The organism is Acinetobacter sp. 129952 (genome assembly GCF_056642055.1).
Genome location: NZ_JBWVSU010000007.1, coordinates 99,458 through 114,178 on the forward strand (window position 1 = coordinate 99,458; position 14,721 = coordinate 114,178).

Below are 14,721 nucleotides of genomic sequence, written 5' to 3' on the forward strand. Positions count from 1 at the left end.
CCACCAAAATTCTAGACACACCTAACCATCTTTTGATGGGCCTTTTCATAATCTAATGGAGAACGCTGACCATTGGAACCATGTCTGCGTTTTGAATTGTAGAACATCTCAATATATTCAAAGATATCAGACCTAGCTTCAGTTCTTGATGCATATAGTTTCTTCTTAATTCTTTCTCGCTTTAACAACTGAAAGAAACTCTCAGCAACAGCATTATCATGGCAATTTCCTCTGCGACTCATACTACATTCCAGATTGTGCTGCTTAAGGAATGTTTGCCATTCATGGCTCGTATATTGACTGCCTTGGTCAGAGTGAATCAGAACTTTATTCTGTGGTTTTCTCCGCCATAGAGCCATTAATAACGCATCTAAAACCAGATCTGTCGTAATTCTGGATTTCATAGACCAGCCAACTACAAGTCGTGAGAACAGGTCGATTACCACTGCGAGATACAGCCATCCTTCATGGGTACGAATATAGGTAATATCAGTCACCCATAGTTGGTTCGGCTGTGCTGGATTAAATTGGCGGTCTAAAGTGTTTGCAGCAACAACCGACGGAGTACCTGCATGAGTTCTAGGTTTGCGATAGCCACGCTGTGATTTAAGTCCATCAACTTTCATCAACCGATGCACTCGATTAATCCCACAATTCTCACCAACATCTTTCAGATCACAGTAAATCTTGCGATAGCCGTAAACCCCACCAGATTCTAACCAAAACTGTTTAATCAGTCCTGAAAGTTGTTGCCGTTTCTGGGCTGTCTTGCTGATAGGCTGCTTTAGCCATGCATAATAACCACTATGATGAACATCTAGAGTTGAACACAAACGACGGATCGGCCATATATGCTGGTTGTCCCGAATAAAGGCGTACCTCATTTGGACTGGCTTGCGAAGTACACCGCGGCCTTTTTTAAGATGTCCCGTTCTTCAGTTACTCTTTGCAGTTCTTTTCTGAGCTTTGCTAGCTCTGCAGTTGGATCTGCTGATTGAGTAACTTTGGGTTATTGAGGATCATAGCGTTTAATCCAGGCATATAAACTATGTGTAGTTGTACCTAAACGCGCAGCAACCTCGGCCACACTATAACCTTTCTCGGTAACTTGCTTTACTGCTTCAATTTTGAATTCTTCAGGATATCGTTTACTGCTCATAAGCACCTCGTTAATTAGCCATTTTATCTAACTAAAAGGTGTCTACAAAATTAGTGGCTATTCATTTATCTGGAAATGACTCAGGCAGATGTTGCTGCACGTGCTGGTATTGGTGTGAATACAGTATCCAATCTAGAAGCAGGTCGAAATGTTTCATTTGAAAATTTAGTACGCGTTGCCATGGTCCTGGGCCGATTACAAGAATTAGAGGAACTCTTCAAACCTCATTTAAACAGTGTAGATGATATTCTTCGCTATGAGAGTAATACGGCTCGCCAACGTATCAAAAGGAAATAAATCCATGCTCGAAAAATTTAATGTTTACTACAATGGATGGGGTGAATATTGGCTTTAGGGTATACTGGTCTCCTCAACAGCAATCACAGGTCAACCATTAATTGCCTTTGAATACAGTGCTGAAGCGATCCGTAAAGGTTTAGAGCTTTCCTCTTACCTACTTCCGTTAAAAGGTGACCCATTAAGAAAAAACTTTCCTACACAGCAAATGGGATTACCAAGTCATATATATGATGCATCACCCTATGGTTGGGTGTGCTCCAGAATTTTGGTGGTTATTCAGTCCATCATTACCTACATTCCAACTCTCTAGTTTTCCAACTAGCCCAGGTTATAATAATGACCACCCAAAATACGATTGATCTATTATGAACACCTCCAATGACCCTTTACACGGCAAAAAACTTGCTGACATTTTGGATGAATTATTGGATTACTACGGTGGCTTTGAAGGTTTAAGTCGTAAAATTGAAATTAGATGTTTTTGCATAGACCCAAGTGTTAAATCATCATTGCGATTCTTGCGTACCACACCATGGGCACGTGAAAAAGTAGAAAGCTTATATTTGTACGTCTTACGCCAAAAGGCAAAACAGAAACTGTAGCCCCAGGCAACACCCCTCTCATCATAAAATTTGAACCGTACCGGGTTTGTGGGAGACTTTATTTAACTGATGTTACGTAGTAAGTGCATTTTGAGCATCTTCGCTACTACATGTTGTAGTCGATTTATAAATTATTAATAATCATTATATTAAACAATATAATGTTATTATTAATATGAAAAATCAGGATCAAAACATAGGTGACTTTTATAAACTAAAACGTCTAAAATAAAGTGACCAAAATAACATTAAATGATCTAAATTCATCAAAAATTCACCCTACCAAAAACCACATACCACCAATTAAATCATATACTTATAATTAATGTAATTTAATGGAATAAATATCGGTGACCTTGCCAAGGTTGGGGTCGGGAGTTCGAGTCTCCTTTCCCGCTCCAGATTCTAAAAAAGCCCTGATCGAAAGATCGGGGCTTTTTTTATGTTGATGTTATTTTTTTAAATGATCCTTTCATTTTTGTTTCACTCAATAACAAATTCTTAAAGTACTTTCTGATTTTATAACCAAGATGTGACCATAGTACCCCCCCTACGGCAATAAAAAAGCCCTCATCAAAAGATCAGGGCTTTTTGATATTCCATCAATGAATCAGATGAAAGCAGGCTAGCGCAAAAAAACTAGCGATGATAAGAATCCATCTTCAATATAATTAAAAGGTAATTCGCTGATAATCACGGTATTGCGGTGTCCAGAAATTATGCTCTATTGCTAGCTGCAATTCTTCTACACTGACTTTCGGTGCTACTCCGTCTTCAATCGCAGCAAGTGCCACTTTTAAGGCAATCTGCTTCGAAATTGACTGTAAACAATCCAGATTCGGCAATAAATCTGCCTGAGGATCTTTCAGTTTCGGAGAACAGTCCGCCAAGGCATTACTCGAGGCCATCAGCATATTATCCGTGACACGTTTCGCACCTGAAGCAACCACACCCAAACCGATACCCGGGAAAATATAAGAGTTATTGCATTGGGAAATATGATGAATCTGTCCCTGATAATTCACTGGTGCAAATGGGCTACCCGTCGCAATCAATGCTCTGCCATTGGTCCATTGCAAGATATCGGCTGGAACAGCTTCTACGCGGGAAGTCGGGTTGGATAAAGGGAAAATAATCGGTTGTACACTATTTTCAGCCATGGCTTCAATCACTTCCTGAGTGAATAAACCCGGCTGTCCAGATACACCAATCAATACCGTCGGTTTGGCACGCTTAACTACATCTAGCAGAGAAATCATGCTCTCTGCATCTGCCCAGCTTTCTACATTTTCAAGCGGCTGTGCCAGTTTGCGCTGGAAATCCAATAAATTCGGCTGATTTTCAGTGATCAGGCCAAAGCGGTCGACCATAAATACGCGTGCACGTGCTTCGGCATCACTCAAGCCCTCAGCAACCATTTGCTTAATGATCTGTTCTGCAATCCCGCAACCGGCTGAACCTGCGCCCAGGAAAGTAACCACCTGATCTTTGAGCAGTTTGCCTGCTGCGCGCGAAGCAGCAATCAGGCTGCCCACAGACACTGCTGCGGTGCCCTGAATATCATCATTAAAACAACAGATTCGATCACGGTATTTTTCCAGTAAAGGCATGGCATTTTTCTGTGCAAAGTCTTCAAACTGAATTAAGGCATCTGGCCAGCGCTGTTGAATCGCCTGAATCACCATCTCAACAAAGGCATAGTATTCATCGCCGCTGATTCGCGGTTCACGCCAGCCCATATAAATCGGGTCATTCAACAACTGCTGATTATTGGTACCGACATCAAGGGTAATTGGCAAGGTATAAGCCGGGCTAATCCCGCCACACGCGGTGTAGAGTGCCAGTTTTCCAATTGGAATCCCCATACCACCAATGCCTTGATCTCCAAGACCCAAAATGCGCTCACCATCCGTGATCACAATCACTTTCACGTTCTTTTTGTTGATATTGTGAATAATATGATCGATCTGATTACGGTCAGGATAGGAAATAAAAATCCCACGATGACGGCGATAGATATCAGAAAAGCGCTGACATGCTTCACCCACAGTCGGAGTATAAATAATCGGCATCATCTCGCTAAGGTGATTTTCAATCAGATGATAAAACAGGGTCTCATTGGTATCCTGAATATTTCGCAGATAAATATGCTTGTTAATATCACTGCTAAAAGCACAATACTGCTGATAAGAACGCTGACTTTGTTCTTCAATGGTCTCGGTAACATGAGGAATCAAACCATGTAAATTAAAACTTCTGCGCTCTTCTTCAGAAAATGCAGAGCCTTTATTGAGTAGTGGGAGTTCTAGCAGAGTATTTCCAGCATAAGGAATATATAAGGGGCGTTTACTGTTCAAATTTTCTCTTGGCATTATTTAACTCATCTAATCAATATTCGGCAATTCTGCCAAAACAGTCACATCACTTTGGTTATTTTATATAGCTTAGCCTGATTCTGAGCTATTAGGTCATTTAGTAAATTGATAATACTTTTAGCAGGATTTTATAATCTGATAACACTCTTTTTTTAGCATACGTTCGGGGTTGATTTTAACATGAACCGGTATTGGTTTTATTAATCCAAATAAGTAGCAAGATCTGTTTGACAAAAAACCTCAGCTCATCAAGGATAAAGCATAAATTTAATAAGATGAACGAGTATAAAAATGAGTGAACTGCAACCGCTTTATCAGCTCGATATTCTGGGGACAGGCTATGAACAAGCGACCTTAAACTTTCCCGATGATTATGAGGGCAAAGTCGTAGCAACCCTGATCCGTAAAAAAGCAGCCCAACCCACAAAAAAAGCAGTTTTATATATTCACGGCTTTATCGATTATTTTTTTCAGACCGAAATGGCAGAGCGCTTTAATCAGCATGGTTTTGATTTTTATGCGCTGGATTTAAGAAAGTACGGACGGTCGATTCTGCCGCATCAAAAATATTATAACGTCTATGACCTAGCTGAATATAATGCAGAAATTACCCAAGCCCTCGACATTATAGCAGCTGAGGGCCACGATGCTGCCCTGCTCTGTGGTCATTCTACCGGCGGCCTGACCACGACCTTATATGCGGCACATCATCCGCAGCACCCTTTAATCAAAGCGCTTTGGGTCAATAGTCCATTTTATGACTTCAATATGAATCCAATCAAACGTGCGCTTGGCATTCCGCAACTGAGCAGACTGGCTAAAATTTTTCCCAATCTTAAATTTCCAAGCGAGCTGAACAAGTGGTATGCCACCAGCCTGCATAAGGATTTAAAAGGCGAATGGGACTTCAGTCTGGACTGGAAAAAGACCCGCTACCCGATGGTTCGGATCAGTTTTATTCGTGCCATTCATGAGGCACAGAAAGAAATTCATCGCGGTGTTCAGCTCGATGTTCCGGTATTGATCATGCATTCGCATCAAACCTTATATCCTAAAAAATGGGACAAAGCAGCACAGAGCAGCGATGTAATTCTAGGCATTAAAGACATTCAGAAATATGCCAAAAAAATTAAAGGCGATGTCACGGTTCAAAGTATTCAGAACGGTTTACATGATCTGGTACTTTCAGAGCAATCTGTTCGTGAGCAGGTTTATCAGCAACTGTTTCAATGGCTGCATGACAAAGGACTTTAGATAAACGCGGAAGAAGAAATGAAACTTACCCTCATTTCTCTTGCCTGGCTTCTTTTGAATCATGACTAGGTCGAAATGTAATCAAGTGCATTGAAAATATGCCAATCTTTCGATGTTTTATAACCACTATAACTCATTGTTTTTAAATTTAAGGCTTGATAATTTATAACTTTTATTCTTCTACTGCTTGTCTCCAAATATTGTCTTTTGTAGCAAGCCTGTAAACAAACAACCGCCCGTCTTTTTCCCTCTTTATAGTAGAGCTGAATGCAGAAGCGCCTATATTTTTGATCAGCAACATGCGCTCAGCCTGCACCACTAACAATCATATAAAGGAATAGATTATGCGTTATGCAGACCCCAATACTGACGGTTCAAAAATTCAATTTAAAGCACAATACGATAATTTCATTGGTGGCGAATGGGTCACTCCGGTCAAAGGTGAATACTTTGACAATATCTCTCCGGTAGATGGCAAAGTCTTTACCAAAGTGCCGCGCTCTTCTGTAGAAGACATTGAATTGGCACTTGATGCAGCGCATAAAGCCAAAGAACAATGGAACCGGTCTTCGCCGACCACCCGTTCCAATATTCTGTTGAAAATTGCAGATCGCTTAGAACAAAATCTGGAACTGCTGGCTGTGGCAGAAACCTGGGACAATGGCAAACCGATCCGTGAAACGCTGGCTGCCGATATTCCATTGGCCATTGACCATTTCCGTTATTTTGCCGGCTGTATCCGTGCCCAGGAAGGCGGCATTTCCGAAATTGATGAAGATACCATCGCCTACCATTTTCATGAACCGCTTGGTGTAGTCGGACAAATCATTCCCTGGAACTTCCCGATTCTGATGGCCGCCTGGAAACTGGCACCTGCCCTGGCTGCAGGCAACTGTATTGTGCTGAAACCTGCAGAACAGACCCCGGTCAGTATTCTGGTGCTCGCTGAACTGATTCAGGACATTTTGCCACCGGGCGTGTTGAACATCGTCAATGGCTACGGGGTCGAAGTCGGCCGTCCGCTGGCGACCAATCCCCGTATTGCCAAGATTGCCTTTACCGGCTCGACTGCCGTCGGCCAAATGATAATGCAGTATGCAACTGAAAATATTATTCCGGTAACGCTGGAACTCGGCGGTAAATCACCAAATCTTTTCTTTGCCGACATCATGGATCAGGAAGACGATTATCTGGATAAAGCTCTGGAAGGCTTTGCCATGTTTGCCCTGAACCAGGGTGAAATCTGTACCTGCCCTTCCCGGGCCTTGGTACAGGAAAGTATTGCCGATGAATTTCTGGCGCGTGCAGTAGAGCGGGTGCAACGGATTAAGACTGGTCATCCCCTGGATACTGACACCATGATTGGTGCGCAAGCCTCACAGGAACAGCAGGACAAGATTCTGGGCTGTATTGCCACTGGCCGTGAAGAAGGTGCACAGATCCTGACCGGTGGTGAAGCACGTCAGGAAGTCGGTCAAGGTTTCTATATTGAACCGACCATCTTTAAAGGCACCAATGACATGAAGACCTTCCAGGAAGAAATCTTCGGGCCTGTACTGGCTGTGACCACCTTTAAAGACTTTGATGATGCGATCAAGATTGCCAATGATACGATTTATGGTTTAGGTGCCGGTGTCTGGTCACGCTCAGCGCATACCTCCTACCGTGCAGGACGCGCGATTCAAGCGGGTCGGGTCTGGACCAACTGTTATCATATTTATCCTGCACATGCGGCTTTCGGTGGCTATAAAAAATCAGGGATTGGTCGTGAGAATCACAGAATGATGCTGGATCATTATCAACAGACCAAAAACCTGCTGGTGAGTTATTCAACCAAACCGGCTGGTTTCTTCTAAACAACCTGATGATTAAAAGCGGACTTCGGTTCGCTTTTAACCTGATATTTTTTAAAATTTTAATACTAGGTAAAATTTTCCAGCATTGTTCGTCCAGAATTCCATTGAATGACTGACAATAAATTAAAATACTTTCTGAAAACGCCTTAATGTCTGGGCTTATGTTGATTTCACCTAAGTTTCTCATTTTTTATGCTTTTTAATTGCTCAAAAAACCTGCATAAAGCTCAGGCTTTCATTTAAAGTCGGCTTTTCATGTTTATCAAGACTGTGTATAACAATGAACTACTAGAGGGAAAGCAATAAGCATAGGCAAAATTGCGCAAAAAGCGTTAGACTATGTACCCAATAATGTCATGATTCGGTCTGATCAAGATCAAAAAAGAAGGTGAAGGTTGATGCCGCTCAATACTGTTGAAGAGCTTGTAGCAGATATCCGTGCAGGAAAAATGGTCATCCTGATGGATGATGAAGACCGTGAAAATGAAGGCGATTTGGTGATTGCTGCCACACACGTACGTCCTGAAGACATCAACTTCATGATCACCCATGCACGTGGTCTGGTCTGCCTGACTTTAAGTAAAGAGCGTTGTCAGCAGTTGAATCTGCCGTTGATGGTAGATGCCAACGGTGCCCAGCATGGAACCAACTTCACCCTGTCGATTGAAGCGGCTGAAGGTATTTCTACCGGTATTTCTCCGGCTGAACGTGCCCATACAATTCAAACTGCTGTGGCTGCTCATGCCAAACCGGCAGATATTGTACAGCCGGGACATATCTTCCCGCTGATGGCGCAGCCAGGCGGTGTATTGCACCGTGCCGGACATACTGAGGCAGGTTGCGATCTTTCTCGTTTAGCAGGACTGGAACCAGCATCAGTCATTTGTGAAATCATCAATGAAGATGGCACGATGGCGCGCCGTCCCGATCTTGAAGTGTTTGCTGAAAAGCATGGCCTGAAAATCGGTACGATTGCCGATCTGATTCATTACCGCATGACCAACGAGCAAACGGTAGAGCGTATCGATCAACAAAGTATTGAGACTGAATACGGCAGCTTTGACCTGTACCGCTATCGTGAACTGGGTAACCCGGATATCCATCTGGCCCTGGTCAAAGGTGAGCCTAAAGAGGGTGTGACCACAGTACGTGTACATGGTTTTAACCCGACCCGCGACTTGCTCAAACTGAAGAAACAGGATGGCGAGCCGGCCTGGAACCTGGATCGTGCCCTGAAAGAAATTTCCAATAGTGATCGTGGTGTCTTGGTCTGGATTGGCCAGCGCCATTTACAGGATTTGGGTCCAGCATTAGATACCCTTAAAGCGCCAAAAAATGTAAAATCAAATTCTGCACTGTCTCAGCAGTATCAGACCATTGGTGTGGGTGCACAAATTTTGCGTGATCTAGGCGTTGAAAAAATGAAGCTGCTGAGCTCTCCATTGCGTTTCAATGCCCTGTCAGGCTTTAACTTAGAAGTGGTGGAATACATCACCGCACAACAAACATCTTAAGAAATCATCGAGGTTGTTATGGCAGTTCGCCGTATTGAAGGTATGTTACATCTCGCGAACGAAGACCGTTATGCGATTTTAGTTGGTCGTTTTAACAGCTTTGTGGTTGAACATCTGTTAGAAGGTGCCATTGATACATTGAAACGTCATGGTGTATCAGAGGATAATATCACTGTTGTTCATGCACCTGGTGCCTGGGAACTTCCTGTCGTTGCGAAAAAACTGGCAGCTTCAGATCGTTTCGATGCCATCATCGCGCTTGGCGCCGTGATTCGTGGTAGCACGCCTCACTTCGATTTCGTTGCAGGCGAATGTGCCAAAGGTTTGGGGGTAGTTGGCCTCGACACTGGCTTGCCTGTCATTAACGGTGTACTCACTACGGACAGTATTGAACAAGCGATTGAACGCTCTGGAACAAAAGCAGGCAATAAAGGTAGCGAAGCTGCCCTGACTGCGATTGAAATGGTTAACTTGTTAAAGGCTATTTAACGCTATGTCGCAAACACTTCAAGCAACTTATGCAGCAAAACGTAAAGCACGTCGCTTTGCTGTACAAGGAATTTATGAATGGCAAATGAGCCACAATCCGGTGCATGAGATTGAAGCACGTACGCGTGTGGAAAATGCCATGCACAAAGTGGATCTGAGCTATTATCATGAATTGTTGACTCAAGTGGTTGCCAATCATGAAGCATTGGATGCGCTCTTAATCCCGGTACTCGATCGCGAACTTTCTGCACTTGACGGTGTTGAACTTGCGACCCTTCGTCTTGGTGCATATGAACTTAAAGAACATCTTGAGATTCCATATCGCGTCGTTCTAGATGAAGCGATCGAGTTGGCTAAACATTTTGGCGGTGCCGATAGCCATAAATACATCAATGGTGTATTGGATCGTTTAGCGACAACTTTGCGTGCAGCAGAAAAACAGCAATCTAACTAATAGCGTAGATTTGTTGTATGGCTGAATTTTCGATTATCGACACCTATTTCAATCGCAAGAATGCCCATTCTGTCGATTTAGGCGTCGGTGACGATTCAGCCTTGCTCACCCCCCCTTCACAGCAACAACTGGTCATCTGTGCCGACACCCTGATTGCTGGACGCCATTTTCCAATGAATACCAATCCGCATGCGATTGGCTGGAAATCTGTGGCTGTCAATTTATCTGATATTGCTGCGATGGGCGCAACCCCGCACAGTATTTTACTCGCATTGAGCCTACCCCAAATTGATCATGACTGGCTAAAAGCTTTTAGTCAGGGTTTATATGATTGCTGTGATCAATTTGGCGTGAACTTAATCGGTGGTGATACCACTCAAAGTCCTCATTTAACCCTGTCTGTTACTGCATTAGGCTGGGTGGACATTGGTCAAGCCATTACACGCTCAGGTGCAAAACCGGGTGATTTGATCTGTGTCAGTGGAACTGTCGGTGATGCAGCTTTTGCACTACAGCATCTTGGTCATCCACTACAAAAACGTCTGGACTATCCAACGCCACGTTGTCAGCTCGGTGCCGCCCTAAAAGGTCTGGCGCATAGCATGATTGATATCTCGGATGGTTTGGCACAAGATCTTGGACATATTCTCAAATCTTCTCAAGTCGGTGCAAAGCTGCAACTCGAAAACTTACCGATCAGTCCTACCCTGCATGCCTTAAACAATGAGCAAAAATGGCAATATGTCCTCGCTGGTGGCGACGATTACGAATTATGCTTTACAATAAGCCCGCAAAATTACGAAAAATTATTGCAAAAACAACTTGATGTTTCGATTAGTATAATCGGCACAATTCAGCAGCAACACGGCTTAACTTTTGAAAAAGATGGCGTAGATCATTCACTTCAATTTAATGGGTATCAACATTTTGCATAAACCTGCGATTAATTTTAAAGCCATGTCATGGATCGACCGACTGATTGTCTTTAGTGGGGTTGGTTTTGGTTCCGGTCTGGCACCTAAAGCACCCGGTACCTTTGGGTCGGCCTTTGCACTTTTATTTATTCCCATTTGGCTGCATCTTGGTTTTCTAAACAGTGTTTTTGCCATTGCCATCATGTCCCTGGTTGGCATATATATCTGCGGGCATACTGCTAGAGTCATGGGGGTTCATGATGATGGACGCATTGTCTGGGATGAATTTGCCGGACAATCCATCACATTTTTGCCCCTGATCTACTTAGGCCAGATGAACTGGTTATGGTTGCTCGTCGGTTTTGCCCTGTTCAGGTTATTTGATATCTGGAAACCTTGGCCGATCAGGGTGATTGATCGTCAAGTGGCTGGTGGCTTCGGCATCATGCTGGATGACATTATTGCCGGCCTTTGGGCGGCTCTTTGTATTTTGCTTTATTTTTACTTCATCGTGGCATAAGCCATATTTAGGATTAGAACATGTCAACGACTGTTATTATTCTTGCTGCAGGTAAAGGCACGCGTATGCGTTCAAGCTTACCGAAAGTATTACAACCCCTTGCAGGACGTTCTTTACTGGGTCATGTCATTGAAACGGCAAAAAAATTAAACGCAGATAATATTATTACCATTTATGGTCATGGTGGTGACCGGGTTCAAACAGCATTTGCACAACAAGAGATTAAATGGGTCGAACAGGCTGAACAGCTGGGTACCGGCCATGCGGTGCAGATGACCTTGCCTGTCCTGCCTCACGACGGCGTATCGCTGATTCTTTCCGGCGATGTACCCTGCATTAATCCTGTGACCTTGCAAAAATTACTCGATGCGACAGCAACAACTAGTATCGGCCTAGTGACATTAACTCTGCCTGATGCCAATGGCTATGGACGTATCGTGCGTGAAAATGATCAGATTCAAGCGATTGTTGAACATAAAGATGCCTCTGAAGAGCAGCGTCAGATCAAGGAAATCAATACCGGTATTTATGCCGTCAGCAATGCTAAATTACATGAATGGCTGCCAAATTTAAGCAATGACAATGCGCAGGGTGAATATTACCTGACTGATATTGTCGCGATGGCTTTGGCAGATGGTATGCAAGTTGCATCGGTAGAACCTGAGCAGGCTTTTGAAGTTGAAGGGGTAAATGACCGTGTGCAGTTGGCTGCTTTAGAGCGTCAGTTCCAGGCTTATCAAGCAAAACAGCTGATGCAGCAAGGTGTACATCTGATTGATCCAAGCCGCTTTGACCTGCGTGGCAATTTAACTGTTGGCCAGGATGTCCGCATTGATATCAATGTGATTATCGAAGGTGATTGCGAGCTAGGCGACAACGTTGAAATTGGCGCCGGCTGTATTATCAAGAATACCAAGATTGCAGCCGGTACTAAAGTGCAGCCATATAGCATTTTCGACAGCGCCATCGTGGGTGAAGATACCCAGATTGGACCTTTTGCACGACTGCGTCCGGGTGCAAAACTGGCCAATGAAGTGCATATCGGCAACTTCGTTGAAGTCAAAAATACCACGATTGGTCTAGGTTCGAAAGCCAACCATTTTACCTACCTGGGTGATGCAGAAATTGGCAGTGGCTCAAACATCGGTGCAGGGACCATTACCTGTAATTATGATGGTGCGAATAAATTTAAAACGATTATTGGTGATCAGGCCTTTATTGGCTCGAACAGTTCATTGGTGGCACCCGTGAAAATTGGCAATGGCGCCACAGTGGGTGCAGGCTCAACGATTACCCGTGATGTGGAAGACAACAGTTTGGCAGTAGAGCGCTCTAAGCAATTTGCCAAAGAAAACTATCCACGTCCGCAAAAAATCAAGAAATAAGGGGAACAAATATGTGTGGTATCGTTGGTGGCATTGCAGAACGTAGCATTACCAATATTTTGATTGAAGGCTTAAAACGCCTGGAATACCGTGGTTATGATTCAGCAGGTTTGGCACTCATTAACAACAGCCAAGTCCTACGTGAACGCCGTGTCGGTAAGGTTGCAAACCTTGAACAGGCTGTGAATGAATCCCAGATTAGCGGTTCACTCGGCATTGCGCATACACGCTGGGCCACCCATGGCAAACCGACTGAAGAAAATGCCCATCCGCATATTTCTGAAAATGTAGCAGTGGTCCATAACGGGATTATCGAAAACTACCAAGAACTGAAAGATGATCTTGAAGCTTTAGGCTATGTGTTTACCTCACAGACTGATACTGAAGTGGTTGCCCATCTGATCAATGATGCGCTGAAATCTACCCCGAGCCTGTTAGAAGCTGTACGCCAGGTGGTTCCACAACTGAAAGGTGCCTATGCACTGGGTATCGTACATACTGACCACCCGGATGAGCTGATTACCGTACGTGAAGGTTCTCCGCTCGTCATTGGTGTCGGTATTGGCGAGAACTTTATTAGTTCTGATCAGCTGGCTCTGCTACCGATTACCAACCGTTTTATCTACCTGGAAGAAGGTGATATTGCCCGTTTGACCCGTACCACCATTGAAGTCTTTGTCGATGGTCAACTGGTCGATCGTCCGGTCAAGGAACTGGATGCTGCGGTCAGCAATGCGTCTAAAGGTGAATACAAGCACTACATGCTCAAAGAAATTTATGAGCAGCCTGAAGCGATCAAACAGACCATTTCCCAAGCTTTAAATGGCAATGACCTGCGTGAAGATTTCCTTGCCAGTGCAGAACAAGACTTCTCAAAAATCCAGCAAATCCAGATTATTGCCTGTGGTACCAGCTATCATGCCGGTATGATCGCCAAATACTGGTTTGAACAACTGATTGACCTGCCTTGCCAGGTCGAGATTGCCAGTGAGTTCCGTTATCGCACTCCGGTCATTGTGAATAACACGCTATATGTGTGTATTTCCCAGTCTGGTGAAACTGCCGATACTTTAGCTGCCTTACGTGATACACAGAAACGTGCAACTGCCAAAGGCTTGGACATTACCACGATGACCATCTGTAACGTGGCGACCTCTTCGATGGTGCGTGAAACTCAGCATAGTCTGTTGACACTAGCAGGCCCTGAAATTGGTGTGGCTTCAACCAAAGCTTTTACTACCCAGCTTGCTGCATTGATGCTGTTAGTACTGAAAATCGGTTCTGTAAAAAATACTATTTCCACAGAACAAATGACGGAAATTACCACAGGACTTTGGCATATGCCTAAAGTCATGCTGGATACCTTGCGTCATGATGATGAGCTTCTACGCCTTTCTGAACTGTTTGTTGAAAAGCAGCACTGCCTGTTCTTGGGCCGCGGCACCCACTTCCCGATCGCTCTGGAAGGTGCACTCAAGCTAAAAGAAATTTCATATATTCATGCGGAAGGTTATGCTGCAGGTGAACTGAAACATGGGCCATTGGCACTGGTCGACAATGACATGCCAGTGGTGATTCTGGCGCCACAGGATGACATGCTGGACAAACTCAAATCCAATATGGAAGAAGTTCAGGCACGTGGTGGTGAACTGTTTGTTTTTGCTGATGAGCACAGTGGCATTAAAGCCAAAGAACGCCAGCATGTGGTACATATTCCGTCAGTCAATGCAGTACTGGCATCGATTGTGTATAGCATCCCGGTGCAGTTACTCTCCTATCATGTGGCAGTGCTACGTGGTACGGATGTGGATCAGCCACGCAACCTGGCAAAATCGGTTACCGTAGAATAATTAAAATTGAATCAAGGCTGGGGAACCGGCCTTTTTCTTCTGAATGGAG

13 protein-coding genes and 2 pseudogenes are annotated in these 14,721 nt (G+C 44.0%); 12 read left to right on the plus strand and 3 right to left on the minus strand.

The annotated features are described in order from the left end of the window. Positions 1 to 11: 11 nt before the first annotated feature. Positions 12 to 1,159 (minus strand): annotated as a pseudogene (locus tag AC1IR0_RS09645) (IS3 family transposase). A gap of 75 nt (positions 1,160 to 1,234) precedes the next feature. Here AC1IR0_RS09645 and AC1IR0_RS09650 point away from each other — a divergent pair. The 3 genes and pseudogenes from AC1IR0_RS09650 (at position 1,235) to AC1IR0_RS09660 (ending at position 2,061) form a co-directional block, all read left to right on the plus strand. Continuing rightward, positions 1,235 to 1,456, plus strand: coding sequence for a helix-turn-helix transcriptional regulator (locus AC1IR0_RS09650; RefSeq protein WP_479741348.1), 222 nt, complete (start codon positions 1,235 to 1,237; stop codon positions 1,454 to 1,456). A 61-nt stretch (positions 1,457 to 1,517) separates the two neighbouring features. Beyond that, positions 1,518 to 1,709, plus strand: a pseudogene (locus AC1IR0_RS09655) (type II toxin-antitoxin system HipA family toxin); the annotation flags it as partial. A gap of 115 nt (positions 1,710 to 1,824) precedes the next feature. Further along, positions 1,825 to 2,061 (plus strand): VF530 family protein, encoded by a 237-nt coding sequence (locus tag AC1IR0_RS09660; protein WP_035268632.1) that lies wholly within the window; start codon positions 1,825 to 1,827, stop codon positions 2,059 to 2,061. A gap of 671 nt (positions 2,062 to 2,732) precedes the next feature. Here the strand turns inward: AC1IR0_RS09660 and AC1IR0_RS09665 are convergent. Then, the gene (locus AC1IR0_RS09665; protein WP_479741349.1) at positions 2,733 to 4,433 is read right to left on the minus strand and encodes an NAD-dependent malic enzyme; all 1,701 of its coding nucleotides are present in this window, start codon (positions 4,431 to 4,433) and stop codon (positions 2,733 to 2,735) included. 294 nt (positions 4,434 to 4,727) lie between these two features. Here AC1IR0_RS09665 and AC1IR0_RS09670 point away from each other — a divergent pair, with 294 nt between their 5' ends. Further along, positions 4,728 to 5,690 (plus strand): alpha/beta hydrolase, encoded by a 963-nt coding sequence (locus tag AC1IR0_RS09670; RefSeq protein WP_409654216.1) that lies wholly within the window; start codon positions 4,728 to 4,730, stop codon positions 5,688 to 5,690. A 172-nt stretch (positions 5,691 to 5,862) separates the two neighbouring features. On the opposite strand, the gene AC1IR0_RS09675 is transcribed toward AC1IR0_RS09670, so the two are convergent. After that, a complete protein-coding gene (locus AC1IR0_RS09675; RefSeq protein ID WP_265596808.1) occupies positions 5,863 to 5,991 on the minus strand; it encodes a hypothetical protein in 129 nt (42 codons plus the stop codon). Positions 5,992 to 6,034: 43 nt separating this feature from the next. Here AC1IR0_RS09675 and exaC point away from each other — a divergent pair, with 43 nt between their 5' ends. The 8 genes from exaC (at position 6,035) to glmS (ending at position 14,672) form a co-directional block, all read left to right on the plus strand. After that, positions 6,035 to 7,546, plus strand: a complete 1,512-nt coding sequence (gene exaC, locus AC1IR0_RS09680) for an acetaldehyde dehydrogenase ExaC (protein WP_479741350.1) — start codon at positions 6,035 to 6,037, stop codon at positions 7,544 to 7,546. A 398-nt stretch (positions 7,547 to 7,944) separates the two neighbouring features. Then, positions 7,945 to 9,060 carry a bifunctional 3,4-dihydroxy-2-butanone-4-phosphate synthase/GTP cyclohydrolase II gene (ribBA, locus tag AC1IR0_RS09685; RefSeq protein ID WP_004280927.1) on the plus strand — a complete coding sequence of 372 codons (1,116 nt, stop codon included), beginning with the start codon at positions 7,945 to 7,947 and terminating at the stop codon, positions 9,058 to 9,060. An 18-nt stretch (positions 9,061 to 9,078) separates the two neighbouring features. Then, positions 9,079 to 9,549 (plus strand): 6,7-dimethyl-8-ribityllumazine synthase, encoded by a 471-nt coding sequence (ribH, locus tag AC1IR0_RS09690; RefSeq protein WP_004280926.1) that lies wholly within the window; start codon positions 9,079 to 9,081, stop codon positions 9,547 to 9,549. A 4-nt stretch (positions 9,550 to 9,553) separates the two neighbouring features. Then, positions 9,554 to 10,003: a transcription antitermination factor NusB gene (gene nusB / locus AC1IR0_RS09695; protein ID WP_004280924.1), complete on the plus strand. Its 450-nt coding sequence runs from the start codon at positions 9,554 to 9,556 to the stop codon at positions 10,001 to 10,003. 17 nt (positions 10,004 to 10,020) lie between these two features. After that, on the plus strand, positions 10,021 to 10,938 hold the full coding sequence (thiL, locus tag AC1IR0_RS09700; RefSeq protein ID WP_479741351.1) for a thiamine-phosphate kinase: 918 nt from the start codon (positions 10,021 to 10,023) through the stop codon (positions 10,936 to 10,938). Then, a complete protein-coding gene (locus AC1IR0_RS09705; protein ID WP_005105065.1) occupies positions 10,916 to 11,437 on the plus strand; it encodes a phosphatidylglycerophosphatase A family protein in 522 nt (173 codons plus the stop codon). Before thiL ends, AC1IR0_RS09705 begins: the two co-directional genes overlap by 23 nt. A 20-nt stretch (positions 11,438 to 11,457) precedes the next feature. Continuing rightward, complete coding sequence (gene glmU / locus AC1IR0_RS09710) at positions 11,458 to 12,822, plus strand: bifunctional UDP-N-acetylglucosamine diphosphorylase/glucosamine-1-phosphate N-acetyltransferase GlmU (RefSeq protein WP_312585571.1); 1,365 nt, start codon at positions 11,458 to 11,460, stop codon at positions 12,820 to 12,822. 11 nt (positions 12,823 to 12,833) lie between these two features. Continuing rightward, positions 12,834 to 14,672: a glutamine--fructose-6-phosphate transaminase (isomerizing) gene (gene glmS, locus AC1IR0_RS09715; protein WP_312585572.1), complete on the plus strand. Its 1,839-nt coding sequence runs from the start codon at positions 12,834 to 12,836 to the stop codon at positions 14,670 to 14,672. Positions 14,673 to 14,721 lie beyond the last annotated feature (49 nt).